The organism is Streptomyces melanosporofaciens, assembly GCF_900105695.1.
Lineage (GTDB): Bacteria > Actinomycetota > Actinomycetes > Streptomycetales > Streptomycetaceae > Streptomyces > Streptomyces antimycoticus.
This window is the reverse complement of record NZ_FNST01000002.1, coordinates 3,554,741-3,580,718: the sequence shown is the minus strand read 5'-3', so window position 1 is coordinate 3,580,718 and position 25,978 is coordinate 3,554,741. Positions and strand designations below refer to the sequence as shown.

Below are 25,978 nucleotides of genomic sequence, written 5' to 3'. Positions count from 1 at the left end.
CGCCGGTTCGTGCTCATTCGCGCGCCCCGCTCGATTGATCCGGTCCGTCGTCGTCGGACATGGGAAGACGCCTGCCGCGACTCTCCGCGATCCGGAGCGCGTCTTGTAGCGCCTCGATCAGGCGGCCCGAGAGGTAGCGGAGCTCTCGCACGTCCGCCTTCCGGTCGCCGAGCAGTAGACGGGCGTGACCGATGATTTCAGCGCCCATCTGGAGCTGAATCGCTTCCATCTCGTCAGCCAGTCGCGACAAGTACCCCTCACCGTCCGCGTCCGACACCAGATAGCACGGCTGCCCGGCAAGGCCGGGCCACGGCAGCAATCGTGGTTGTGTACTCACCTGACCACCACCATCCCGTGCGGCGCGCACAGCAGTTCCACACGGGGCACGTCCTTCCGACGCTCATGCGTCACCGGATACGGCCGGACAAGCCGCACGTCCTCACCACGCAGCAGTGGACGTTCCGACATCCGGTGCACTTGATGTACGCGCGGGAGGCGTAGCGTCGACGTGTCCGCACAGGTCACCGAAGTGCTTGTCCCGCCAGCGCGATGACGACCGGCGCCGGGCAGCAGTGGTCGCAACAGCCACCGTACGAATCGGGGGATATGGTTTTGCACGTTGACGCTCCTACACAGCGTTGACCACGCCCCCGGGCCGTTCGCATCGGTCGCGGGGGTCTCTTGTGTCTGCCAACTGTGCTGCGGGGAAATGGCGGTGGCTTCCCGTCCCTGGCTACCCCCATCATGGGTAGGCTTTCGGTCACGACTGTGCGACACACTGTCACCAGCAGGCGCAACGGGGCACACCATGACCGCTTACCAACCGCCGACCGCACTACCGCGAGAACTTCTCAACCACCCAGAGATGCGCGCCGCGATCGTGACTCACGACTTCGGCGCCGTCTTCTCCCTTGCCCGTGACTTAGCCAAGATCAGCTATTCGAAGATTGCCGCCGAGTGTGACATCAAGCCCGAACGAGTCGGCACTCTGGCTCGTGGCCAGGGCCGCATCACGTCGTTCGAGAAGATCGCGACGATCGCCGACGCCTTACGTATCCCCGGACATCTCCTCGGCCTGCCTCGCACCCCGCGACTGGGAAGCGGCCACCGCGCCCGGTCACGCCCCTACCGCCTCAGCACGCACCACACCCACGACCCGAGAGGGAAGCGAAACAGTGCTGCGCAGGGAATTCTTCCGAGCCACCGCCGGGACAGGCTTGGTCCTCGGCCTGCCCGAGCTGGCCCAGATCAACACGGGCCGCCGGATCGATCGAGACGTGCCCCACCAGTTACGGCAGCGCACAGCGCGACTACGACGGCTCGATGACGTGCTCGGCGGAGGAGACACCTACCGCGTCTACCTCGGCGAGTGCCAAGCGACGAAGACGATGCTCCGAGAGGGAAGCTACGCCGAGGAGACCGGCCGCGCGCTGCTGTCGGTCCTCTCCGAGCAGGCGCAGCAAGCAGGTTGGGCCGCATTCGACGCGGGCAAGCACGCCGATGCCCGAGGCCTCTACGAGGACAGCCACAAGGCCGCCGTCGAGGCGAAAGACGCCGCCCTGGCCGGGAACGCCCTCGCCTTCCTCGCCTATCAGGAGATCAACACGGACCGCTCCGCCGGGATAGAGACCGCCCGCCAGGCCTGCCGCACGGCAGGCCCCGACGCCCCGCCCAGCGTGCGCGCACTGCTGCATGAACGACTCGCGTGGGCTTACGCCGTAGCCGGAAACCCCAACGAGACCGAACGCGCGCTGAGCATCGCGGAAGCCGCCCTCAGCGAGAGCGACGGAAGCCCCCAACCCGACTGGTCAGCATGGGTCGACCGAAACGAACTCCAGATCATGACCGGCCGCTGCTGGACCGAACTGCGCCGACCGTTGCGCGCCGTCCCTGTCCTGGAAGACGTACTCACCCGCTACGACGACACCCACGCCCGCGACAAGAGCCTCTACCTGTCCTGGCTCGCCGACTCCTACCTCACCGCCGGAGAGGTCGAGCAGGCCACAGCCATCACCAGCCGCGCCCTCGAACTTTCCGCCGGAGTGGCATCCGTCCGCCCACGCCAGCGCCTCGCGCCGATCCTCCACCAGCTCAAGGCCCACAAGGAGCTTCCGGCCGTGGCCGACGTCCTGGAGAAGGCCAGGGCCTAAGAGGTCAGCTCCCAGGCTCCGGCTCAATGGTCCGCTCCACCCACCGCAGATAGGCATCCGAGCCCGCGACGATCGGCACGGCCGACACTTCGGGGTTCTTCCACGGGTGGTGCTGCAAAAGGTGCGTTTCAAGCTCGGCGTAACGGTCGGCCCGGGTCTTGAACAACAACTGCCACTCTTCCCCCGTCCCGAACTCGCCCCGGTGCCAGAAGACCGAAACCACCGGCCCCACGATCTGCGCCCCGGCCGCGAGCCGCGCCGTCACCACCGACCCCGCAAGCTTCTCGGCTTCCTCACGGCTCTCCGTCGCCGTCGCCACCTGAAGGAAATCAGTCATAGCGCGAGCGTAGCCCTGAGCCCGAAACCGTCAGTGCCCGCCAGAGTTGATGAAGGCCGGCGCTTCGGCGGAGTATGGGCGCCATGGGACGACCGCCGCTCAATCGCCGACTGGCCGCCTTCGGGACCACGATCTTCGCCGAGATGTCCGCCCTCGCCGTGCGCACCGGCGCGATCAATCTGGGCCAGGGCTTCCCGGACACCGACGGGCCCGAGGGGGTGCGCGAGGCCGCCGTCCGGGCGCTGCGGGACGGGCGGGGTAATCAGTACCCGCCCGGGCCGGGGGTGCCGGAGCTGCGTACCGCCGTCGCCGAGCACCAGCGGCGCTGGTACGGGCTGGGCTTCGATCCCGATACCGAGGTGCTGATCACCGCGGGTGCCACCGAGGCCATCGCGGCGTCGCTGCTGGCGCTGGTGGAGCCGGGGGACGAGGTGGTCGCGCTGGAGCCGTACTACGACTCGTACGCCGCCTGCATCGCCATGGCGGGCGGGGTCCGCGTCCCGGTCACCCTCCGCCCGGACGGGGACACCTTCCGGCTGGATCTGGACGAGCTGCGCGCCGCCGTCACCGATCGCACCCGGCTCATCCTGCTCAACACCCCGCACAACCCCACCGGCACCGTGCTCACCCACGATGAGCTGGCCGCGGTCGCCGAGCTCGCCGTCGAGCGCGATCTGCTGGTGGTCACCGACGAGGTCTACGAGCATCTCGTCTTCGGCACCGCGCACACCCCGCTCGTCTCGTTCCCCGGGATGCGCGAGCGGACCGTCACCATCAGCAGCAGTGGCAAGACGTTTTCGTTCACGGGCTGGAAGGTCGGGTGGGTGACCGGCGCTCCCGAGCTGGTCACGGCGGTGCGCTCGGCCAAGCAGTACCTCACCTATGTCTCGGCGGGTCCCTTCCAGTACGCGGTCGCCGAGGCGCTGCGGCTGCCCGACGCCTATTTCCACGGCATCCGCGAGGATCTGCGCGCCAAGCGCGATCTGCTGGCCGATGGTCTGACCGACGCGGGCTTCCAGGTCTTCCGCCCCTCGGGCACGTACTTCATCACCACCGACATCCGGCCCCTCGGCGAGACCGACGGCTTCGCCTTCTGCCGCTCCCTCCCCGAGCGGTGCGGTGTGGTCGCCGTCCCGAACGCGGTCTTCTACGACCACCAGGACCAGGGCTCCCCGTTCGTCCGCTTCGCCTTCTGCAAGCGCGATGAGGTCCTTACGGACGCCGTCGGCCGCCTGAAGACGCTCGGCGCCGGCTGACGCGGCGCCTCCGGTCACCTGGGTAGGTCCGGCGGGCCTCCCCCGGATGGGCCTTCCGGGTCGCGGGCGTCCGCGGTCCGGCGGATGGTCGATGTGTCCGCCGAGCCCCCTGGTCCGTCCCCTCCCGGGGGCTCGGCGCATGTCCGTCGGGTGCCCGTACCGGAGGTTTCCGTGTCCGCCGACACCACCGCGTCCACCCGGGCCCCCGAACCCCCAGGACGACCGGCCACCCGGCGGGGGGTGCGGGCGTCGCTGGAGCGGGCGTGGCTCGCGCTGGCGGTGTACGCGACGGTGCGGGCCGCCGGGATCGGGTGTGTGGCGGTGGGGGCCTGGCGGACCGGGAAGCATCCGCGGACGCAGCTCGGGCACTACTGGGACAGCCTCTGGTACGTGGGCATCGCCCAGCACGGCTACGGCACCAGCCGGCCCTCCGTCACCCACCCGAGCCTGGCCTTCAGCGATCTCGCGTTCTTCCCGCTCTACCCGGCGCTGATCAGGGCCGTCACCAGCGTCGTGCCGCTGAGCGCGGTGACGGCGGGGCTGCTGATCACCTGGGTCACGGCCGGGCTGGCGGCCTGGGGCATCCACGCGGTCGGGGAGCGGCTGTACGGGCGGCGGGCGGCCCTGATGCTGGTGGCGCTGTGGGGGCTGCTGCCGCATGCGGTCGTGGAGTCCATGGGGTACACGGAGTCGCTGCTGACGGCGCTGGCGGCCTGGTCGCTGTACGCGCTGCTCACCCGGCGCTGGCTGTGGGCCGGGGCGCTCGCCCTGTGCGCGGGGGCCACGCGGCCCAACGGGATCGCGGTCGCGGCGGCGGTGTGCGCGTACGCGGCCGCCGAGGTCTGGCGGCGCCGTGGGCGTGTGTCCTGGCGGGTGTGGGCGGGCGCGGCGCTGTCACCGCTGGGCTGGCTCGGCTACACCGGCTGGGTGGCGGTGCGGCGCGGCACCTGGCGCGGCTATCTGGACGTCCAGGACCGCTGGGGCACCTCTTTCGATCTCGGTGCGAGCGGCTTCCGTACCGCCCGCGGCCTGATCATGGGGAGCGGCTCGCTGACGCACTACATGTCCCTGATCGTCATCGGCGCCTCGCTGATCTCGCTGGTCTGGCTCGCGCTGCGCCCGCCGCCGCTGCCGCTGGTCGTCTACACCCTGGTCCTGGTGGCCATCGCGCTCACCGGCTCGAACTACTTCGCGTCCAAGCCGCGCTTTCTGCTGCCCGCCTTCCCGCTGCTGTTCCCGGCGGCGCTGGCGATGGCAAGAGCCCGGCCCCGCACCGCCGTCCTGGTGGGCGGCGCGCTGGCCGGGCTCTCCTGTCTCTATGGGGCGTATCTGCTCACCGCGGCAACCAGCCCGGCCTGATCAGCGCTCCGGGCTTGGGGCCGACCGCGCACCAAGCCCTGGGCCCGCCGCGAGTCGCCTCGATCCAGCTCGATACGGCCGGCTCGATCCAGCTCGATACGGCCGGCTCGATCCAGCTCGATACGGCCGGCTCGATCCAGCTCAATACGTCCAGCTCAATACGGCTCCCGGCTCAATACGGCTCCCGGCTCAGGCCTGGCCGTCGCCGTCGTCCGGCTTGTCGTCGCCGTCGGACTCGATGTCGGCCTCCAGACCGAGCTGTTCGACCAGCCAGCGGTCGAACTCGATCGAAGCCCGCACCCAGCTGACCGTGCTGGATACGAAGTGCTCAAGGCTGACGCCGGTGCCGATCAGCATCTGCGCCTCACCGATCAACCGGACCGTGCCGTCGTCATTGGTGTGGGTGTAGACCTTCGGCCACAACGTGCGGCGGTTCCAGTCGTCGAGCGCCTCGAGCAGCCGCGGCTTCTCATCGATGCCATGCGGCCGGTCGTAGAACGTACGGACGGAGAAGACCTGCTGCTCCTCCTCCCCACGGAACATGAAATAGGTGCGGAACTGCTCCCACGGCGCGGCGAGGTCCCCCTCCTCGTCGACGACGTACTTCAGCTCCATCTGCTCCAGCAGCTGCTTGACCAGATCCTGGTCGGGCAGCACGGGGCCGCTCGGACCCGTCGGTTCGGGCTCGGGCTGACCCCCGAAATTCGGAATCGAGGACGGGTCGATGCTCACCGTGGATTTCCCTTCGTATGGAATACCGCCATCCTCCCTCACACCCGCCCCCGCCGTGCAACCCCGGCCGTACATTGCCCGATCCGGCCGAACAAGGACCGGCGGGACTATTGCCGGGGCGTGCCGGGACCCATTGCCAGGACCTGCCCGGGCCTATTGCGCGGGGCCCACCAGGAGCTCGTCGCCGACCCGGTCCACCCGGACCTTGTCGCCGTCGCGGATCTCCCCGGCGAGGATCTCCTTGGCGAGCTGGTCGCCGATCGCGGTCTGGATCAGCCGGCGCAGCGGGCGCGCCCCGTACGCCGGGTCGTTGCCCTCCTCGGCCAGCCATTCCAGCGCGGCCGGGGTGACGTCGAGGGTCAGCCTGCGGTCGGCGAGGCGGCGGGCCAGCCGGGCGATCTGGAGCTCCGCGATCCGGGCCAGCTCCGGCCCGCTGAGCGCGGAGAAGACCACGAGGTCATCCAGGCGGTTGAGGAATTCCGGCTTGAAGGAGGCCCTTACGGTCTCCAGGACGCTCTGCTTCTTCTCCTCCTCGCCGAGCAGCGGATCCATCAGGTACTGGCTGCCCAGGTTGGAGGTGAGCACCAGGATGGTGTTGCGGAAGTCCACCGTCCGGCCCTGGCCGTCGGTGAGCCGCCCGTCGTCCAGGACCTGGAGCAGGACGTCGAAGACCTCGGGGTGGGCCTTCTCCACCTCGTCCAGCAGCACCACGCTGTACGGGCGGCGGCGCACCGCCTCGGTCAGCTGGCCGCCCTCCTCGTAGCCGACGTACCCGGGCGGGGCGCCGACCAGCCGGGCCACGCTGTGCTTCTCGCCGTACTCGCTCATGTCGATGCGGACCATGGCCCGCTCGTCGTCGAAGAGGAAGTCGGCGAGCGCCTTGGCCAGCTCGGTCTTGCCGACGCCGGTGGGGCCGAGGAAGAGGAACGAGCCGGTGGGCCGGTCCGGGTCGGCGATGCCCGCGCGGGTCCTGCGCACGGCGTCCGATACCGCCCTTACGGCTTCCATCTGGCCGATCAGCCGCTTGCCCAGCTCCTCCTCCATGCGCAGCAGCTTCTTGGTCTCGCCCTCCAGCAGCCGGCCGGCCGGGATGCCGGTCCAGGAGGCGACCACATCGGCCACGTCGTCCGGGCCCACCTCCTCCTTGACCATGGTGGGGCGGTCCTGCTGGACCTCGGCCTCGGCCTCCGACGCCTCGGCCAGCTCCCGCTCGACGGCCGGGATCTCCCCGTACAGCAGCTTGGAGGCGGTGTCGAAGTCGCCGTCGCGCTGGGCGCGCTCGGCCTGGCCGCGCAGCTCGTCCAGCCGCTCCTTGAGCTCACCGACGCGGTTGAGGCCCTGCTTCTCCTTCTCCCAGCGGGCGGTGAGCCCGCGCAGCTCCTCCTCCTTGTCGGCGAGGTCGCGGCGCAGCTTGTCCAGCCGCAGCTTGCTGGCCTCGTCGGTCTCCCGGGCCAGCGCCATCTCCTCCATCCGCATCCGGTCCACCGACCGCTGGAGCTCGTCGATCTCCACGGGGGAGGAGTCGATCTCCATCCGGAGCCGGGAGGCCGCCTCGTCGACCAGGTCGATGGCCTTGTCGGGCAGGAAGCGGGAGGTGATGTACCGGTCGGAGAGGGCCGCGGCGGCCACCAGCGCGCCGTCGGCGATCTGCACCTTGTGGTGGGCCTCGTAGCGGCCCTTGAGCCCGCGCAGGATGGCGACGGTGTCCTCGACGGTCGGCTCGGCGACCAGCACCTGCTGGAAGCGGCGCTCGAGCGCGGCGTCCTTCTCGATCCGCTCGCGGTATTCGTCGAGGGTGGTGGCGCCGACCATGCGCAGCTCACCGCGGGCCAGCATCGGCTTGAGCATATTGCCCGCGTCCATCGCGGAGTCGCCGCCGGCGCCCGCGCCGACCACGGTGTGCAGCTCGTCGATGAAGGTGATGATCTGGCCGTCGCTGGACTTGATCTCGGCCAGAACGGTCTTCAGTCGCTCCTCGAACTCACCGCGGTACTTCGCGCCCGCGACCATCGCACCGAGGTCGAGGGCGACCAGGCGCTTGTCGCGCAGGCTCTCGGGGACGTCGCCCTTGACGATCCGCTGGGCGAGCCCCTCGACGACGGCCGTCTTACCGACGCCCGGATCGCCGATCAGCACCGGGTTGTTCTTGGTGCGCCGGGAGAGCACCTGCACCACCCGGCGGATCTCCTGGTCCCGGCCGATGACCGGGTCCAGCTTGCCCTCGCGCGCGGCGGCGGTGAAGTCCGTGCCGAACTTCTCCAGGGCCTTGTACGTGCCCTCCGGATCGGGCGTCGTCACCCGCTGTCCACCCCTGACCTTCTCGAACGCGGCGAGCAGCTTCTTGGCGCCCGCCCCCTGCTGGTCGAGCAGCTCCCCGGCCTGGCCGCCCTTGGCTGCGATGCCGATGAGCACATGCTCGGTGGAGACATAGTCGTCCCCCAGTTCCCTGGCCCGCTGGGTGGCGTCCGCGATGACGGCGAGCAGATCGCGGCTGGCCTGCGGCGGGGCCACGGTGGAGCCCTGGACGCTGGGCAGGGCGGCGAGCAGCCGCTCGGCGCCGCTGCGCACGAGGGCCGCGTCGGCCTCGACGGCTGCCAGCAGATCCATGACGTTCTCGTTGTCCTGGCCCTCCAGCAGGGCGAGCAGGAGATGCGCGGGCGTCATATCCGCGTGCCCGGAGGACACCGCCCGGTCATTGGCGGCGCTCAGCGCCGCCCGGCTCTTGTTGGTCAGCTCGGCATCCACGTCCCTGTGCTCCTCCTCGCTGCGGTCTTCCCATCCTGCCCTACCCAACCTCCGCAAAGTTGAGTCTATTCCACTCAACCTCGCTCACGCCACTCCCCTGGCCTGAGGTTCCGGGCCCTGTCTGTAGGTTCTGGGCCATGTCTGTCGATCCCCACAACCCCGATCCCGGGTACCTCGATTTCTGGCGCGAACGCCATCTGTGCACCCTGACCACGCCGCGCCCGGACGGCACCCCGCATGTCGTCCCGGTCGGCGTCACCTACGACCCCGAGGCCGGGCTCGCCCGCGTCATCGCGAACCGCCACAGCCGTAAGGTCGCCCATGTCCGGGCGGCGGGCGAGGACGGTGCGCGGGTCGCGGTCTGCCAGATGGCGGGCAAGCGGTGGGCCACGCTGGAGGGGCTCGCGGTCGTCCGCGAGGACCCCGAGCTGATCGCGGAGGCGGTGCGCCGCTACGCCGAGCGCTACGAGCGCACCCCGCGCCCCAACCCCGACCGCGTCCTCATCGAAATCACCCTCACCCGCGCCATGGGCAGGGGCTGAGGCCGCGCCCTGCGCAAGGGCTGAGGCCGCGCCCTGCGCGAGGGCTGAACCCGGGCCCGGTCACTCCTCGTCCTCCTCCCGGTGGCCCGCCCCCGCCCAGGGGTGGCGCAGCCGGATCCAGACGTCGCGGGCGTGCCGCCCGGCCTCCGTACGGCTCTCGGCCACCGTCGTCCGCGCCTCCTCCTCGGTCTCCACCATGGGCCCCGAACCGCGCAGCGGCTTCCCCGCCGTCTCGTGCAGGAACAGCGTGGCGATCAGCCCGATCACACCCGCCGCTATCAGGTAGAAGGCGGGCACCAGCGTGTTGTGGGTGGTGGCCACCAGCCACGAGGCCAGCAGCGGCGTCGTGCCGCCGAACAGCGACACGGAGAGGTTGTACGAGATCGACAGCGCGCCGTAGCGCAGCCGGGTCGGGAACAGCGCGGGAAGCGTGGCGGCGCTCGTCCCCGCGAAGGTGACCAGCATCGCGCCCAGGAGCAGACAGCCGATCGCGGGCATCAGCACGCCGCCCGCTCGGATCAGCAGCACCGCCGGAATGGCCAGCGCCACCAGGCCCAGACTGCCGAACAGGAACAGCGGCCGCCGCCCCCAGCGGTCGGAACCACGCCCGACCACCGTGATCGCCAGCACCACGAACAGCATGGTGCCCAGCACCAGCACCTGGGCCGTGGTGGCGTCCTGGCCGAGCGTGGAGGTCATGTACGTCGGCAGATACGACGTCACCATGTAGTTGGTGACGTTGTACATCAGCACCAGGCCCATGCAGATCAGCATCGCCTCCCAGTGCCGGGTGAAGATCTCCTTCAGCCGCCCCCGTCCGGACTGGCGGGCCGCCTCGACCGGCACGGTGTCGCCGTGCGCCTCCGCCGCCTCCGCCGCCTCGGCCGCCCGCTCGGCCTCCTGCTGGAACGCCGGGGTCTCCTCCAGCCGCAGCCGCATATACAGACCGATCAGCCCCAGCGGCCCCGCCACCAGGAACGGCACCCGCCAGCCCCACTCCACCATCCCGGTCTCGCCGATCGCGGCGGTGAGCACGGTGACCAGACCGGAGCCCAGCGAATAGCCGATGAAGGTGCCGAAGTCGAGCCAGCTGCCGAGGAAGCCACGGCGCTGATCGGGCGCGAACTCGGCGATGTAGGTGGTCGCCCCCGCGTACTCACCGCCGGTCGAGAAGCCCTGCACCACCCGGCAGGCCAGGAGCAGCAGCGGGGCGGCGAAGCCGATCTCGGAATAGCCGGGCAGCAGACCCACCGCGAAGGTGCCGGCCGCCATCATGATCATGGTGGTGGACAGCACCCGCCGCCGCCCGATCCGGTCGCCCAGCGGCCCGAACACCAGCCCGCCCAGCGGCCGCACCAGGAACGCCACGGCGAAGGTGGCGAACGTGGAGACCACCTGGGTGGCGGGGTCGTCGGCGGGGAAGAAGACCCTGCCGAGGGTGACCGCGACATAGGCGTAGACACCGAAGTCGAACCACTCCATGGTGTTGCCGATCGCGGTCGCGGCGACCGCGCGGCGCATCCCGGGCTTGTCGACGACGGTGACGTCCTCGATCGCCAGCGGCTCCTTACGGCGCCGCAGCAGCGTCCGGATCAGCTGGTCGGTACGGGCACTCCCGCGCGGCCCCCGGCGGGGTCCACGCGGTGGTATCCGACCGGTACTCATCTCGTCCCCTGCCGACGGCTGAACCGCTACAGGACGCCGCTGTCGCCCCCCGCGTCAGGCCCCGGCCTCACTCGACTTCGCATACGTCAACGCCATCTGCCCGGCGACGTCGTACACCACGACCTGCTCATCGCCGACGACCCACGCGTCATGGCCGGGCGCCACCACATACACATCCCCGGGCCCCACCTCGGCCTCCGCGCCATCGGCCGTGCGCAGCCGCATCCGGCCCCGGACCACGACCCCGCTGTGGTGGACCTCGCACAGATCGGTCCCCACGATCGGCCGCACCGACTCCCGCCAGCGCCATCCGGGCTCGAAGGTGCCTACGGCGAAATCCAGCCCGGTCAGATGCAGGGCTTCGATATGGCCTCCGGGAAAGTCACGCCGTTCATCCGGCTTCTCGATCGTCTTGACTTCCACCATGGCGATACCTCCTCCCATATCTCCATGGTGCGCCCGGGACGCCCCATCGGCGCGCCCGGCCGGGAGCCCCAGCGGGCAAGCACCGGGCAGGCGCTGGAAGGCACCGGGCAGGCACCGGGCAGGCACTGAGAAGGCACCGGGCACGCTTCGGGCGCGCGAAAGGCCCGGTGGCCGTAAGGACGGTCACCGGGCCTGCGATCAGCGGCGCGCCGGGCGCTACTCCGGGCGCTTGGGGCGCCAGACCACCAGGGCGCTGCTCTGCTGGACGTCCTGGTAGCGGACCAGGTCGCGGCGGTAGGAGGCGTGGACCTGGGCCTCGCGCTGCTGCATGGCGGTCGCGGCGCCCTCGACCGCGGCCTGGAGCTCGGCGACACGGGACTGGAGAGCCGCGACCTGGTTCTCCAGTTCGATGATGCGCTTGATCCCCGCGAGGTTGATGCCTTCGTCCTGGGACAGCTGCTGGACCTGGCGGAGCAGCTGGATGTCGCGCGCGGAGTACCGCCGACCACGGCCGGCGGTACGGTCGGGGGAAACCAGGCCGAGGCGGTCGTACTGACGCAGGGTCTGCGGGTGCAGTCCGGAGAGCTGAGCCGCCACCGAGATGACGTACACCGGCGAATCCTCGGTCAGCTCATAAGGGTTACGGGGCCGGCCGGCGCCCCTGCCTCCGATGCCTCCTCGGCCGTGCGACTCCATTGGGGTCACGCTCCCTTCGCGGCCTTGAACAGCTCCGCCCGTGGGTCCTCTCCCACGGTCGCCTCGCGATACGACTCCAGCGCGTCCCGCGCCGTGTCGCTCAGCTCCTGCGGCACCGTGACCTCGACGGTGACCAGCAGATCTCCGCGCGTACCGTCCTTACGGACCGCACCCTTGCCACGGGCGCGCATCGTCCGTCCGTTGGGCGTGCCGGGCGGCAGCTTCAGGGTGACCGGCGGGCCGCCCAGGGTCGGGACCTTGATCTCGCCGCCGAGCGCCGCCTCCGGAAGGGTGACGGGCACGGTGACGGTCAGGTTGTCGCCCTTACGGCCGAAGACCGGATGCGCGTCCACGTGCACGACCACATACAGATCGCCGGCCGGGCCGCCGGTCTCGCCCGGGGCGCCCTTGCCGCGCAGCCGGATCCGCTGGCTGTCGCTGACGCCCGCGGGGATCCGGACCTGCATGGTGCGGGCGGAACGGGCCCGTCCGCTGCCCTTGCAGGTCTCGCACGGGTTCTGAGCGATCAGGCCGCGGCCACGGCACTCCACACACGGGTCGGTGAGCGAGAAGCCGCCCCCGCCGCCCCGGCTGACCTGGCCGGTGCCGACACAGGTCGGGCAGACCCGCGGGGTGCCGTCCCGGTCGCCGGTGCCCGAGCACGCCTTGCACGGGGCCTGGCTGGACATCCGCAGCGGGACCGTGGCCCCCTCGACGGCCTCGGTGAAGCTGAGCGTCACCTCGGACTCGATGTCCTGGCCCCGGCGCGGCTGGGCGCGGGTGGCGCCGCCGCGGCCGAACAGCCCGCCGAAGACATCCCCGAGCCCGCCGCCGAAGCCGCCGGCGCCACCGCCACCGGCACCGCCCTGGGCGCCGCCGAAGAGGTCGCCCAGGTCGAAGTTGAAGCTCCCGGTGCCGCCCGGACCGCCGGGACCGGGACGGAAGCCGCCGTTCCCGAAGAGCGAGCGGGCCTCGTCGTACTCCTTGCGCCGCTTGGGATCGCCGAGGATGTCATTGGCCTCGGAGATCTCCTTGAAGCGGTCCTCCGCCTTGGCGTCGCCCTTGTTGGCGTCCGGGTGGTACTCGCGGGCGAGCTTCCGGTACGCCTTCTTGATCTCCGCCTCGGTCGCGTCCTTGGGGACGCCGAGGACTTTGTAGTAGTCCTTCTCCACGAAGTCCTTGGTGCTCATCCTCGACGTCCCTCCTCTCCTGCTGCTCCCGCGATCACCGTCACGTCAGCCCTCTTCCGGGCCACCGCTCTCCTCGTCCGGCGCCGCGGCCTCGCCTTCGCCGCCCTTTGCGGGGGTGGCTCCCGGCTGGGGCTCGGCGACCGCGACCCGCGCCGGGCGGATCGTGCGCTCGCCGATTCGATACCCCGGCTGCAGAATCTGCACGCACGTGGTCTCGGTGACATCCGGCGCGTACGAATGCATCAGGGCCTCGTGCACCAGCGGGTCGAAGGGCTCGCCCTCCTTGCCGAACTGCTGCAGACCCAGCTTCGCCGACACCGCCTCCACCGATTCGCCGACCGACTTGAAGCCGCCGACGAGCTCGCCGTGCTCACGGGCGCGGCCGATGTCGTCGAGCACGGGCAGCAGCTCGGACAGGAGGCTCGCCACGGCGATCTCCTTGACCGTCACCCGGTCCCGCTCGACCCGGCGCCGATAGTTCTGGTACTCCGCCTGGAGCCGCTGGAGGTCGGCCGTCCGCTCATTGAGGGCGGTGCGAACCTGGTCCAGCTGTGCCTGAAGGGCTACCTGCTCGAGGTCCCCGGCCGGGGCTGCCGGGCCCGCCTTGTCGGCGGACCCGGCGCCCTTCGCCGCGTCGTCGGGGGTCTGCGCGGCCTCGGAGGGGACGTCGGGCTGCTCCTCGAAGCCCGGGGTCTCCTCCGTCACGCGGCACCACCCTGGCCCTTGTCGGCCTTGTCGTCGTCGACGATCTCGGCGTCCACCACATCGTCATCGGCCTTGGCCTGGCCCGCGCCGCCGGCGTCACCGGCGGCGGCACCGGCCGCGTCCGCGCCGTCCGCCTGGGTGTTGGCGTACATGGCCTGGCCCAGCTTCTGGCTGACCGCGGCGACCTTCTCGGTCGCGGTGCGGATCTCGGCGGTGTCCTCACCCTTGAGCTTCTCCTTCAGCTCGGTGAGGGCCTCCTCGACCTCGGTCTTGACCTCGCCCGGGACCTTGTCCTCGTTGTCCTTGAGGAACTTGTCCGTCTGGTAGACGAGCTGCTCGGCCTGGTTGCGGGTCTCGGCGGCCTCGCGGCGCTTGTGGTCCTCCTCCGCGTACTGCTCGGCCTCGCGCATCATGCGGTCGATGTCGTCCTTCGGCAGCGCGGAGCCGCCGGTGACGGTCATCTTCTGCTCCTTGCCGGTGCCGAGGTCCTTCGCACCGACGTGCATGATGCCGTTGGCGTCGATGTCGAAGGTGACCTCGATCTGCGGCACGCCGCGCGGGGCCGGCGGAAGGCCGGTCAGCTCGAACATCCCGAGCTTCTTGTTGTACGCCGCGATCTCGCGCTCGCCCTGGTAGACCTGGATCTGCACGGACGGCTGGTTGTCCTCGGCCGTGGTGAAGATCTCCGAGCGCTTGGTCGGAATGGTCGTGTTGCGCTCGATCAGCTTGGTCATGATGCCGCCCTTGGTCTCGATGCCGAGGGACAGCGGGGTGACGTCGAGCAGCAGGACGTCCTTGACCTCGCCCTTGAGGACACCGGCCTGGAGCGAGGCGCCGATGGCGACGACCTCGTCCGGGTTGACGCCCTTGTTGGCCTCCTTGCCGCCGGTCAGCTCCTTGACGAGCTCGGCGACGGCGGGCATACGGGTCGAGCCACCGACCAGGACCACGTGGTCGATCTCGGACAGCGAGATGCCCGCGTCCTTGATGACGTTGTGGAACGGGGTCTTGCAGCGCTCCAGCAGGTCGGAGGTGAGCTGCTGGAACTGGGCGCGGGTGAGCTTCTCGTCCAGGTGCAGCGGGCCCTCGGCGGACGCCGTGATGTAGGGCAGGTTGATGGTGGTCTCGGACGAGCTGGAGAGCTCGATCTTCGCCTTCTCAGCGGCCTCGCGGAGGCGCTGCAGGGCCATCTTGTCCTTGGACAGGTCGACGCCGTGGCCATTGTTGAACTGCTTGACCAGGTAGTCGACGACGCGCTGGTCCCAGTCGTCACCACCGAGGTGGTTGTCACCGTTGGTGGCCTTGACCTCCACCACGCCGTCGCCGATCTCCAGCAGCGAGACGTCGAAGGTGCCGCCACCGAGGTCGAAGACCAGGATGGTCTGGTCGTCCTTCTCCAGCCCGTAGGCGAGCGCGGCGGCGGTAGGCTCGTTGACGATACGCAGGACGTTGAGGCCCGCGATCTCACCGGCTTCCTTGGTCGCCTGGCGCTCGGCGTCGTTGAAGTACGCCGGGACGGTGATGACCGCGTCCGTGACCTTCTCGCCGAGGTACGACTCCGCATCCCGCTTCAGCTTCTGCAGGATGAAGGCGCTCATCTGCTGCGGGTTGAAGTCCTTGCCGTCGAGGTTGATCTTCCAGTCGGTGCCCATGTGGCGCTTGACCGAGCGGACGGTGCGGTCCACGTTGGTCACCGCCTGGCGCTTGGCCACCTCGCCGACCAGCACCTCGCCGTTCTTCGCGAACGCCACAACGGACGGCGTGGTCCTGGCGCCCTCGGCGTTGGTGATGACGGTGGGCTCACCGCCCTCGAGAACACTGACGACGGAGTTCGTCGTACCCAGGTCGATGCCGACCGCACGTGCCATTTCGGGATCCTCCAGCTACAGCATTGAGTGGAACAGGCTCAAGCGTGCATCAGCCCGATCGCCGCTGTCAACAGACCTGAGTCGCCAGGGCTCAAGTTTTATATGAGGCTTATGCCCAACCAAGCGTGGAAGAGGTGGAGGAGGGCCAAGTGAGCGACACAGATCACCGGCTCGTCGACTACATGCGCCCCCGTCCGGGCGGGTAATCTCGGTCAAGCCACATTAAGTTACTGCTTAGTAATCCAGCTCGCAGGTTCGAGGAGCCCCATATGCAACTCGCCGCGATCATCGTGTCGCTGGTTCTCACCGCGGTCGGCGTTGCCCTGCTCGGCCGGGCCGTCGCGCAGTTCGTGCGCTTCTTCAAGCTCGGCGCGCCGGTCCCAGCGGGGGCCAGGATCGACAACCCATACCAGCGCAGCGTGACCCTGGCCCGGGAGTTCCTCGCGCACACCCGCATGAACAAGTGGGGCGTGATCGGCGTCGCCCACTGGTTCGTGGCGATCGGCTTCCTGACCCTGCCGCCGACCATCATCAACGCCTACGGCCAGCTCTTCCAGGCGGACTGGACGCTGCCGATCCTCGGCGGCTTCCTCCCCTACGAGCTGTACATCGAGTTCATCGGCACGATGACCACCCTGGGCATCCTGACGCTGATGGCGATCCGGCTGCTCAACCTGCCCAGCCGGGCCGGCCGCAAGTCGCGGTTCACCGGCTCCACCGCCTGGCAGGCGTACTTCGTCGAGTACGTCATCCTCATCATCGGCGTCGCGATCATGGCCCTGCGCGGCACCGAGGGCGCACTGCACCACGTCGACCACTACGAGCCCGCGTACTTCGCCTCGTATCCGCTGGTCCAGCTCTTCGACGGACTCAGCGTGGACACGGTGCAGAACCTGACCTACCTGTTCGCGATGATCAAGCTCGGTACGACCATGATCTGGATGATCACGGTCAGCACCAACCTCGACATGAGCATCGCCTGGCACCGCTTCCTCGCCTTCCCGAACATCTGGTTCAAGCGCAACGCGGACGGCGACGTGGCCCTCGGCGCGCTGCAGCCGATGGTGAGCGAGGGCAAGCCGATCGACTTCGAGGACCCGGACGAGGACGCCCAGTTCGGCGTCTCGCAGATCGAGCACTTCTCCTGGAAGGGCATCCTCGACTTCTCCACCTGCACCGAATGCGGCCGCTGCCAGTCGCAGTGCCCCGCCTGGAACACCGGCAAGCCGCTGTCGCCCAAGCTGCTGATCATGGCGCTGCGCGACCATTCGCACGCCAAGGCGCCGTATCTGCTCGCCGGTGGCGGCAAGACGGTGGAGGGCGAGGAGAAGGCCGGCGAGGCGCAGTTGGCGGACGTGCCCGCGTCGGCGCTGGCGGAGGCCGAGCGCCCGCTGATCGGCACCCTGGAAGAGAATGGCGTCATCGACCCGGACGTGCTGTGGTCCTGCACCACCTGCGGTGCGTGCGTCGAGCAGTGCCCGGTGGACATCGAGCACGTCGACCACATCGTGGACATGCGCCGCTACCAGGTGATGATCGAGTCCTCGTTCCCGTCCGAGGCGGGCACGATGCTCAAGAACCTGGAGAAGAAGGGCAACCCCTGGGGGCTGGCCAAGAAGCAGCGCCTCGCGTGGACCAAGGAAGTCGACTTCGAGGTGCCGGTCGTCGGCAAGGACATCGAGGACCTCACCGAGGTCGACTACCTGTACTGGGTCGGCTGCGCGGGCGCCCTGGAGGACCGGGCGAAGAAGACCACCAAGGCCTTCGCGGAGCTGCTGCACATCGCGGGCGTCAAGTTCGCGATCATGGGCGGCGACGAGGCGTGCACCGGTGACTCCGCCCGCCGCCTGGGCAACGAGTTCCTCTTCCAGCAGCTCGGCCAGCAGAACGTCGAGATGCTGAACATGGCCTTCGGCGAGGACGATGAGGACGAGTCGTCGAAGAAGCCGAAGTCGGCGAAGAAAATCGTCGCGACCTGCCCGCACTGCTTCAACACCATCGCGAACGAGTACCCGCAGCTCGGCGGCGAGTTCGAGGTCATCCACCACACCCAGCTGCTGCAGCACCTCATCGACGAGGGCAAGCTGATCCCGGTCACCCCGGTCGAGGGTCTGATCACCTACCACGACCCCTGCTACCTGGGCCGCCACAACAAGGTCTACACCCCGCCGCGCGAGATCATCGCCAAGGTGCCGGGGCTGCGGAACGAGGAGATGCACCGCCACAAGGAGCGCGGCTTCTGCTGTGGCGCCGGCGGCGCCCGGATGTGGATGGAGGAGCGGATCGGCAAGCGCATCAACAACGAGCGTGTGGACGAGGCGCTGTCCCTCAACCCGGACATCGTCTCCACCGCCTGCCCGTTCTGCCTGGTGATGCTGACCGACTCCGTCAACGGCAAGAAGAATGACGGGAAGGCGAAGGAAGAGCTGCAGGTCGTGGACGTGGCGCAACTCCTCCTCGACTCGGTGCGGACCCCGGCCGCACCGGAGGACGGTGGCAAGAGCGCCGAGGAGCCGGAGCCGGCCCCGGCCAAGTAACGCCGCAACGGATGCGATGCGCTGAAGCCCGCCCACGAGGTCCGTGGGCGGGCTTCTCGCTGTTGCCGGGGGCCGTAAGGCGGCCGCGTTTCGCTTACCGCCTTACGGCTCTCATGAGCGCCTTACGGCCTCCATGCGGGGGCCGGGGCCCTTACGACCGCGGCTTGCCGCTCTTCGACAGCGGCAGCGCCTGCTCGGTCCAGATGACCTTGCCGTCCGAGGTGTAGCGAGTACCCCAGCGCTCGGCGAACTGCGAGACCAGGAAGAGCCCCCGGCCGCCCTCGTCCGTCGTCCCCGCGTACCGCAGATGCGGGGAGGTGCTGCTGGTGTCGAAGACCTCGCAGATCAGGCTGCGGTCGCAGAGCAGCCGCACCCGGATCGGGCCGGTCGCATAGCGGATCGCGTTGGTGATCAGCTCGCTGAGGATGAGCTCGGTCGTGAACGCGACATCGCCCAGATCCCACTCCGCCAGCTTCCGGGCCACCGCGGCCCGCACCGCGGCCACCTGCGACGGGTCGGAGGCCACCTCCCAGTCGGCCGTCAGACCGGGCTCCAGCACCCGCGTACGGGCCACGATCAGCGCGATGTCATCGCTCGGGCGGTCGGGCAGCAGCGCGTCCAGCACCGCCGTACAGGCGTCCTCGGGTGTCCGGCCGGGGTGGGACAGGGCATCGCGCAGCATCTCCAGACCGGTGTCGATGTCCCGGTCGCGCTTCTCGATCAGCCCGTCCGTGTAGAGCACCAGATGGCTGCCCTCGGGCAGGTCGAGCTCCGAGGTCTCGAACGGCAGCCCGCCCAGGCCCAGCGGCGGCCCGGCCGGCAGGTCGAGGAACTCCACGGAGCCGCCCGGACGCACCAGCGCGGGCGGCGGATGACCGGCCCGCGCCATCGTGCACCGCCGCGTCACCGGATCGTAGATCGCGTACAGACACGTCGCCCCCGTGATCCCCTCACTCCCACCACCGTCACCGTCCAGCCCACCAGGGCCCTCGTCCTGGTCGATCCGGGCGATCAGATCGTCGAGATGGGACAAGATCTCATCGGGCGGCAGGTCGAGGGTGGAGAAGTTGTGCACCGCCGTCCGCAGCCGACCCATCGTCGCCGCCGCATGCAGCCCGTGGCCGACGACATCGCCCACCACCAGCGCCACCCGCGCCCCCGGCAACGGGATGACGTCGAACCAGTCGCCCCCGACCCCCGACTCGGCCGGCAGATAGCGGTACGCCACATCCAGCGCGTTCTGCTCCGGCAGCATCCGGGGCAGCAGGCTGCGCTGCAGCGTCACCGCCATCGTGTGCTCGCGGGTGTAGCGGCGGGCGTTGTCGATGCTGACGGCGGCCCGGGTGACCAGCTCCTCGGCGAGGGAGATGTCGTCCTCCTCGAAGGGCTCCGGCTTCTCCGCGCGCATGAAACTGGCCACGCCCAGGACGACGCCCCGGGCGCGCAGCGGGACCGTGATCATCGAGTGGATGCCGTAGTCGACGATCCTTCGGGCGTGCTCGGGGTCCTGGTCCTGCCAACCGGTGAAGTCGCTCAGGACCGGCTCGACCGTCACCGCTCCGCTGCGGAAGCCGCGGGCCTGGGGCGCGCTCGGGCCGAATTCGATCAGCATGCCGAGGGGGTAGAGCGGGCCGTCGTCGCGGATGCCGCTGAGGGCCGTACGGCGCAGGACGGTACGGCCGCCGTCGGCGACCGCGACGGCGGCCCACGGGCCCGCGTCCGGGGCGCCGGTGCCCGCCGCTTCGTCCGGGGGCTCCTCGCCGCGCAGCACCGAGTCCGCGAGGTCCACCGAGACGTAGTCGGCGAACCGGGCCACCGCGTACTCCGCCAGCTCCTGGGCGGTGCGCACCACGTCCAGCGTGGTGCCGATGGAGACGCCCGCGTCGTACAGCAGCTTGAGCCGGTTGCGCGCGAGGTCGACCTTGCCGGACAGCGCGCGCAGCTCCGTGGTGTCGCGCAGGGTGGCGACGCTGCCGGGCGGGCCGCCGTCGCGGTCGGTGGGGCGGTGGCTGACGGACAGCAGCCGCTCACCCGCCGTATGGACCTCGTCGGTGGCGGGGCGCCCGGACACCAGGAGCGCGGCGGTGTGCGGATCGAAGCCGAGCTCGGACACCAGCCGGCCCTCGGCGTCCGGCGGGAGATCGAAGAGGCGGCGCGCCTCGTCGTTGGCGAGCACCAGCCGCCGGTCGCCGCCGACGATCAGCACGCCCTCGCGCACCGAGTGCAGCACCGCGTCATGGTGCTCGTACATCCGCGTCATCTCGGCCGGGTCCAGCCCGTGGGTCTGGCGCCGCAGCCGCCTGCTGACCAGGGCCGTGCCCGCCGTGGCGAGCGCCATCGCGGCCGCGGCCGCGCCGAACAGCAGCGGCAGCTGATGGTCGGCCGCACCGCTGACCTTCTTGATCGTGATACCGGCAGCGACCAGGCCGACGACCTTTCCGTGGCCGTCCTTGACGGGCACCACGGACCGCACGGACAGGCCGAGGGTGCCGGTGAAGGTCTCCTGCACCGTCCGGCCCTCCGCCGCCGGGCGGATGCTGCCCATGAAGTGCTTGCCGATCCGGTCGGGGTTGGGGTGGGTGAAGCGGATGCCCTGGGGCGTCATGACGACGACGAAGTCGACCCGGGAGCCCTTACGGGCGCGCTCGGCGAGCGGCTGCAGCACGGCGCTCGGATCGGGCCCGCGGATCGCGCTCACCATCCCGGGCGCGCTGGCGAAGCTCTCGGCGACCGCCATGGAGCGGTTACGGGCCTCCCGCTCGCTGTCGTAGCGGGACTGCAGGACGAGCGCCACCACGGCCGCGACGACCAGCAGCAGCACGACCCCCACCTGCAGGACGAAGACCTGGCCGGCCACGGTGCGCACGCCGCGCACCGGATTTCGGCGGGGCCGCCCATAGCCGCGGCCGTGAGCGGTGCCGTGACCGGAGCCCGGACCGGATCCGTGGCCGGTCCGGCCGGTGCGCACCGGCGACCGCTCCTGCGGGCCCCGCTGGGCGTACGCGTCCAGCCGGCCCTGCGGATCCCAGTGGTCATGGGCATCCGGCGAGCCCTGCGGATCGGATTGACCGCGCTGATCCCGCTGATCCTGCTGGTCCTGCTGAACGCGCCGCCCACGTCGTTCCGACGCCGAGCGGGGCCCCTCACGCCGACCGCGTGGGCGCCAGTCGTTCATCGTGCGGGCCAGCGGAACCCGTGGTCGGCCGAAAAGTCCGGCCATGTCGTTATTTCTAGCACCCTCGCTCAGCGGCGGGCGAGCGGCATCCGCCGCTGGGCGCCGAGCGCTCCCGTCCGACATCGCGACTACACCCCGCCCGAGCCCTCTTTCGCCGGTCTCGCCGCTTCACCCGTCACCCGCACACCGTGCGTTAAGCACATGACTGCCCCCGCTTTGCCGCGTTGAAGTTCCGCGTCGATCGACTACCGATACTGGCCGTGAAGTATCCCTTCTCACAACGAGGTTGCGAATTCCCTACAGGATCATGCCCGACGGCGCATAGGTAAATGTCCTGGACAGACCTTGTGCTCAAAAGGTCATCTTTACAGCCAAGCGGACTGATCGGTCCCGCGCCCTTCTGTACAACCATCGAGCTGCACGACCACCGAGCTGTACAACCACCGAGCTGTACAACCATCGAGCGGACATGGACGAAACGCCAGGCATCACCCTCGTAACGAAGTGCCGCGCCCCATGGCCTCGGCCGCCCTGATGGGTTGAGGTGGCCCGATGACGCCCGCACCTCCCCCCACCGCACCACCCGGCCGCGTCCCGGGCCCCCGACTCCGCTCCCTCCTCCGCGTCCCCACCGCCTCCATCGCCGCAGGTACGGCCTGTCTGGCGCTGCTGCTCACCGCCTGCGGCCCCGAGGACGGCGGCGCCCAGGGTGGGCGCGACGGCTCCGCCTCCGCCGGCGGGTCCGTCATCACCCCCACCGCCACCGCGCCCGTCCCCCACGGCAAGGGCAGTCGGCTGCCGGATGACGTCAACGGCGACGGCTACCCCGATCTGCGGCTCCCCGTCCCGTCCGGCAAAGGGGGGCTGCCCAGCCGGATCGCGTTCGTCCACGGCTCGTCCCACGGTCTGAATCCCGCCACCCGCACCGTGCTGCGCCACCGCGACCTCGGCCTGCCGTCCCAGGACGTCACCGTCGCGGGCGCGACCGAGGTGGCCACGGCCGACCTCGACGGCGACGGCTACGCCGACGTCACCACCACGGCGGGCGAGGCGCTCGACGAACGCGAGACGGAGCGCACCCAGGCCACCGTCCGGACCGTCCCCTACATCTCCTGGGGCGGCCCCGGCGGCCCCCAGAGGACCCACTCCGCCGCCCGCGTCCAGCTGACCGGCCCGGAGGACGGCGTGGACGCCCAGCGCCCGACCGTCGGCGACTTCAACGGCGACGGCCACCACGACCTGGCCCTGATCCGCGAGGACCGCCGCTCGCTGCTGGTGCTGTACGGGCCGTTCAACCGGGCGGGCAAGGCCGCCCGGACCGTTCCGTACGCGAGCCCGCTGGACGGCCACGGCGAGATCGGCGATCTCATCGCCGACACCATCGCCGACACCGGCACCGCGGACGGCACCGGCACCGACACCGGCGCCGACACCGACACCGGCACCCACGCCACCGACGGCCACCGCGCCACCGATCTGGTGGTGCACGCGGTCAACGACAACGACCAGTCCGGCTCCACCCTCCTCACCGCCGGCTCCCACGGCCTCAGCCCGGAGGGCCGCAGGCTGCGCGAGGGCAACGCGATCACGTTCGGCGACTTCGACGGCGACGGCCGCCGCGATGTCGCGGTCGGCGACAGCGGCACCCGTAATGACGAGCCGGGCGTCGAGACGGAGCGGCCGGACATCGGTAAGACGGTGAGCGTCTACTACAAGAGGGCGGCGCGCCCGGGGCGCGCCGATCCGCGCCCTCTGGAACCACGCCCCCTCAAGATGCCGGGGATGTCGGGCAAGCTGGCCGCCGCCGACACCAACGGTGACGGCACCGATGAGCTGGCCGTCTCGCTCGGCCGGGGCGGCGTCGAGCTGCTCACCCTGCGCCGGGCCTCCCACACCGCCACGCCCCGCGTCGCCGGGCGTCACCTCCTGACCCGCGCGGCATCTTCCGTCGTGGACGGCAAGACGGTCCGTAAGGGCGAGCGCGCGGCCCGGCTCTACGACGTCGCGGACTTCGATCATGACGGTAAGGACGAGGTCGTCCTGGCGTGGGGCCCCGGTCTGGCCTTCTCGCGGTACGGCGAACGTCCCGAGTGGTGGTGGATCACGGACGGCACGAAGGACAAGACGGCCTTCAGCAGCAAGCCGTTCGGGGCGGACGCGGATTAGGACGGCGGGTTAGGACGGCGGGTTAGGACGGCGGGCCGGGGAAGCGAGGGCGGGCGAACGCCGGGGGAACCCCGGACGGGTGCACCCGATACCCTCAGGAACCGCCGGGGGAAAACCCATAAGGGACCCCCTAAGGGATGTCACAGCTCGGCCGCAAAGCCTGGTCCGCCACACAGCTCCCGCACCCGGCCCGCTACGACCGGGTACGTTCGAATGGTGGCTGGATTCAGGATCGGACGCGGACGGGACTCCCACTCCGCGCAACAAGGGCAGCAGCAGCGGCCGCCGCAGTCGCCGTACGGACAGCAGGAGCCGTACGGCGGTCAGCAGCCGCCGCAGTGGCAGCAGCCCTCCTCACAGGGAGAGCCGGAGTACTTCGGCGGCCAGGACCCGCACTACGGCCCCGGGCCCGGGCACGGCCCTGGCCCCGCAGGCCATGGTCAAGGGCAGAGACCGTACGGACAGGGCGGCGGCTACGCCGACAACAACGCGGGCCATACACAGCAGTTCAGCATCGGCGAGGCGCCCGACGCGTACGACCCGTACGGCCAGGCCCCCGGTTCGTACGACGACGGCTACGGCGGTCAGACGTACCGCGCCGGCTCCTCCACCGCCCCGCCCGCCGGCCCCCGGCTGCACTGGCAGCAGCTGCTGAGCGGCATCGTGCTGCGCCCGTCGGCCACCTTCTGGCAGATGCGGGACTACGCGGTGTGGGGCCCGGCGCTGATCGTGACGTTCATCTACGGTCTGCTGGCGGTCTTCGGCTTCGACGACGCCCGTGAGGACGTTCTCAACGCCCCTATGGCCAACAGCATCCCGTGGGTGCTCACCGCGGGCGTCGCCATGGTGATCAGCGGACTGATCCTGGGCGCCGTCACCCACACCCTCGCCCGCCAGTTGGGCGGCGACGGCACCTGGGCACCGACCATCGGCCTGTCGATGCTGATCATGTCGATCACGGACGCGCCGCGACTGGTGTTCGCGCTCTTCCTGGGCGGTGACAGCTCGCTGGTGAAGGTGGTGGGCTGGCTGACCTGGCTGGCCGCGGGCGCGCTCTTCACCACGATGGTGAGCAAGTCGCACGACCTGCCGTGGCAGAAGGCGCTGGGCGCGTCGGCGCTCCAGCTGATCGCCCTGCTGAGCCTGCTGAAGCTGGGGACGCTGTAAGGCAGCCACCGCATTCCGCACGACCAAGGGGCCCGCACCGCGGGCCCCTCTTCCTCATCTCACGCACCACGTCGCAGGCTTGGCACCCGTAAGGTCGTCGTCGCACCCTCAAGAGGCTTCCCGCCCCCGCCAGGCGCGCGGCCCCGTCAGGCGCCCGGCACCCGTCAGGCGCCCGGCGCCCCTCAGGCGTCCCGTACCTGCCCCTCCCGCCGCACGACGGGCGGTTCGACGCTCCACGGGAAGTTGATCCACTGATCGGTGCGCTTCCAGATGTACTCGCACTTCACCAGCGACTGCGGCTTCTCGTAGATCACCGCACTGCGCACCTCGGCGACCGAGCCGAGGCAGAAGTCACGGACCAGCTTCAGCGTCTTGCCGGTGTCCGCCACATCATCGGCGATCAGCACCTTCTTGTCGGAGAAGTCGATCGCGTTGGGCACGGGCGCGAGCATCACGGGCATATCGAGGGTGGTCCCCACGCCCGTGTAGAACTCCACGTTCACCAGGTGGATGTTCTTGCAGTCGAGCGCGTACGCCAGTCCGCCGGCCACGAAGACCCCGCCACGGGCTATGGAGAGCACGATGTCGGGCTCGTACCCATCCTCGGCGATCTTCTCCGCCAGCTCGCGGACCGCGACCCCGAACCGCTCGTACGTAAGGTTCTCGCGCTGCTCACCCATGCCACTCACACCTTCGTCCGATGGAACCTCTGGAACGACCGCGAAGGCGTCGGCCCGCGCTGCCCCTGATAGCGGGAGCCGTAATGGGCGGAACCGTAAGGGTGCTCGGCGGGCGAGGTCAGCCGGAACATGCACAGCTGCCCGATCTTCATCCCCGGCCACAGCTTGATCGGCAGCGTCGCGACATTCGACAGCTCGAGCGTGACATGCCCGGAGAACCCCGGGTCGATGAACCCCGCCGTGGAGTGCGTCAGCAGCCCCAGCCGCCCCAGACTCGACTTCCCCTCGAGCCGCGAGGCGATGTCGTCGGGCAGCGATACGACCTCGTACGTCGAGGCGAGCACGAACTCCCCGGGATGCAGGATGAACGCGTCCTCGCCCTCGGGCTCCACGAGCCGCGTCAGATCGGGCTGCTCCACCGCCGGGTCGATATGGGGATAGCGGTGGTTCTCGAACACCCGGAAAAACCGGTCCAGCCGTACATCGATACTCGACGGCTGCACCATCGCCGGGTCGTACGGATCAATCCGCACCCGTCCGGCGTCGATCTCGGCCCGGATGTCCTTGTCAGAGAGAAGCACC

The 25,978-nt window shown here is 70.1% G+C and carries 20 protein-coding genes; 7 read left to right on the top strand and 13 right to left on the bottom strand.

Features of this window, described 5'->3' with window-relative positions:
• Positions 1 to 13: 13 nt before the first annotated feature.
• The gene (locus BLV72_RS17955) at positions 14 to 337 is read right to left on the bottom strand and encodes a hypothetical protein (protein WP_093463438.1); all 324 of its coding nucleotides are present in this window, start codon (positions 335 to 337) and stop codon (positions 14 to 16) included.
• Positions 338 to 959: 622 nt separating this feature from the next.
• Between BLV72_RS17955 and BLV72_RS17945 the strand changes: the two genes are divergently transcribed.
• Positions 960 to 2,150: an NsdA family TPR-like regulatory protein gene (locus BLV72_RS17945; protein ID WP_483153930.1), complete on the top strand. Its 1,191-nt coding sequence runs from the start codon at positions 960 to 962 to the stop codon at positions 2,148 to 2,150.
• A 4-nt stretch (positions 2,151 to 2,154) separates the two neighbouring features.
• On the opposite strand, the gene cutA is transcribed toward BLV72_RS17945, so the two are convergent.
• Positions 2,155 to 2,487 (bottom strand): divalent-cation tolerance protein CutA, encoded by a 333-nt coding sequence (gene cutA, locus BLV72_RS17940; protein WP_093463435.1) that lies wholly within the window; start codon positions 2,485 to 2,487, stop codon positions 2,155 to 2,157.
• Between the two features lie 74 nt (positions 2,488 to 2,561).
• Between cutA and BLV72_RS17935 the strand changes: the two genes are divergently transcribed.
• Positions 2,562 to 3,743, top strand: coding sequence for a pyridoxal phosphate-dependent aminotransferase (locus BLV72_RS17935; RefSeq protein WP_093463433.1), 1,182 nt, complete (start codon positions 2,562 to 2,564; stop codon positions 3,741 to 3,743).
• Between the two features lie 171 nt (positions 3,744 to 3,914).
• Positions 3,915 to 5,102 (top strand): hypothetical protein, encoded by a 1,188-nt coding sequence (locus BLV72_RS17930; RefSeq protein WP_208905669.1) that lies wholly within the window; start codon positions 3,915 to 3,917, stop codon positions 5,100 to 5,102.
• 189 nt (positions 5,103 to 5,291) lie between these two features.
• Here BLV72_RS17930 and BLV72_RS17925 read toward each other — a convergent pair whose 3' ends face one another.
• On the bottom strand, positions 5,292 to 5,834 hold the full coding sequence (locus BLV72_RS17925) for a type III secretion system chaperone family protein (protein ID WP_093463432.1): 543 nt from the start codon (positions 5,832 to 5,834) through the stop codon (positions 5,292 to 5,294).
• A gap of 153 nt (positions 5,835 to 5,987) precedes the next feature.
• Positions 5,988 to 8,579, bottom strand: a complete 2,592-nt coding sequence (gene clpB, locus BLV72_RS17920; protein ID WP_093463430.1) for an ATP-dependent chaperone ClpB — start codon at positions 8,577 to 8,579, stop codon at positions 5,988 to 5,990.
• A 137-nt stretch (positions 8,580 to 8,716) separates the two neighbouring features.
• On the opposite strand from clpB, the gene BLV72_RS17915 reads away from it, so the two are divergent.
• Positions 8,717 to 9,121 carry a pyridoxamine 5'-phosphate oxidase family protein gene (locus BLV72_RS17915; protein ID WP_093463429.1) on the top strand — a complete coding sequence of 135 codons (405 nt, stop codon included), beginning with the start codon at positions 8,717 to 8,719 and terminating at the stop codon, positions 9,119 to 9,121.
• A gap of 60 nt (positions 9,122 to 9,181) precedes the next feature.
• Here BLV72_RS17915 and proP read toward each other — a convergent pair whose 3' ends face one another.
• The 6 genes from proP to dnaK form a co-directional block, all read right to left on the bottom strand.
• On the bottom strand, positions 9,182 to 10,717 hold the full coding sequence (gene proP / locus BLV72_RS17910; RefSeq protein ID WP_208906037.1) for a glycine betaine/L-proline transporter ProP: 1,536 nt from the start codon (positions 10,715 to 10,717) through the stop codon (positions 9,182 to 9,184).
• Positions 10,718 to 10,840: 123 nt separating this feature from the next.
• Positions 10,841 to 11,212: a cupin domain-containing protein gene (locus BLV72_RS17905; protein ID WP_093463425.1), complete on the bottom strand. Its 372-nt coding sequence runs from the start codon at positions 11,210 to 11,212 to the stop codon at positions 10,841 to 10,843.
• 216 nt (positions 11,213 to 11,428) lie between these two features.
• A complete protein-coding gene (locus BLV72_RS17900) occupies positions 11,429 to 11,908 on the bottom strand; it encodes a heat shock protein transcriptional repressor HspR (protein WP_093463424.1) in 480 nt (159 codons plus the stop codon).
• A gap of 5 nt (positions 11,909 to 11,913) precedes the next feature.
• Positions 11,914 to 13,098: a molecular chaperone DnaJ gene (gene dnaJ, locus BLV72_RS17895; RefSeq protein WP_093463422.1), complete on the bottom strand. Its 1,185-nt coding sequence runs from the start codon at positions 13,096 to 13,098 to the stop codon at positions 11,914 to 11,916.
• A 45-nt stretch (positions 13,099 to 13,143) separates the two neighbouring features.
• Positions 13,144 to 13,803: a nucleotide exchange factor GrpE gene (grpE, locus tag BLV72_RS17890; protein WP_093463421.1), complete on the bottom strand. Its 660-nt coding sequence runs from the start codon at positions 13,801 to 13,803 to the stop codon at positions 13,144 to 13,146.
• A complete protein-coding gene (gene dnaK / locus BLV72_RS17885) occupies positions 13,800 to 15,671 on the bottom strand; it encodes a molecular chaperone DnaK (protein ID WP_093463419.1) in 1,872 nt (623 codons plus the stop codon). Before dnaK ends, grpE begins: the two co-directional genes overlap by 4 nt.
• A 269-nt stretch (positions 15,672 to 15,940) precedes the next feature.
• On the opposite strand from dnaK, the gene BLV72_RS17880 reads away from it, so the two are divergent.
• Positions 15,941 to 18,208: a (Fe-S)-binding protein gene (locus BLV72_RS17880; RefSeq protein WP_093463418.1), complete on the top strand. Its 2,268-nt coding sequence runs from the start codon at positions 15,941 to 15,943 to the stop codon at positions 18,206 to 18,208.
• Positions 18,209 to 18,359: 151 nt separating this feature from the next.
• Here BLV72_RS17880 and BLV72_RS17875 read toward each other — a convergent pair whose 3' ends face one another.
• On the bottom strand, positions 18,360 to 21,428 hold the full coding sequence (locus tag BLV72_RS17875) for a SpoIIE family protein phosphatase/ATP-binding protein (protein WP_244320823.1): 3,069 nt from the start codon (positions 21,426 to 21,428) through the stop codon (positions 18,360 to 18,362).
• Positions 21,429 to 21,935: 507 nt separating this feature from the next.
• Between BLV72_RS17875 and BLV72_RS17870 the strand changes: the two genes are divergently transcribed.
• Both BLV72_RS17870 and BLV72_RS17865 read left to right on the top strand, forming a co-directional pair.
• Positions 21,936 to 23,549, top strand: coding sequence for an FG-GAP repeat protein (locus tag BLV72_RS17870; protein ID WP_093463415.1), 1,614 nt, complete (start codon positions 21,936 to 21,938; stop codon positions 23,547 to 23,549).
• A 213-nt stretch (positions 23,550 to 23,762) separates the two neighbouring features.
• A complete protein-coding gene (locus tag BLV72_RS17865) occupies positions 23,763 to 24,716 on the top strand; it encodes a Yip1 family protein (RefSeq protein ID WP_093463413.1) in 954 nt (317 codons plus the stop codon).
• A gap of 182 nt (positions 24,717 to 24,898) precedes the next feature.
• On the opposite strand, the gene BLV72_RS17860 is transcribed toward BLV72_RS17865, so the two are convergent.
• Together BLV72_RS17860 and dcd are read right to left on the bottom strand one after the other, a co-directional pair.
• Entirely contained in the window at positions 24,899 to 25,396 is a 498-nt protein-coding gene (locus tag BLV72_RS17860; protein WP_059146486.1) for a phosphoribosyltransferase, read from the bottom strand.
• 5 nt (positions 25,397 to 25,401) lie between these two features.
• Positions 25,402 to 25,977 carry a dCTP deaminase gene (gene dcd, locus BLV72_RS17855; protein WP_078642588.1) on the bottom strand — a complete coding sequence of 192 codons (576 nt, stop codon included), beginning with the start codon at positions 25,975 to 25,977 and terminating at the stop codon, positions 25,402 to 25,404.
• Position 25,978: the final 1 nt, after the last annotated feature.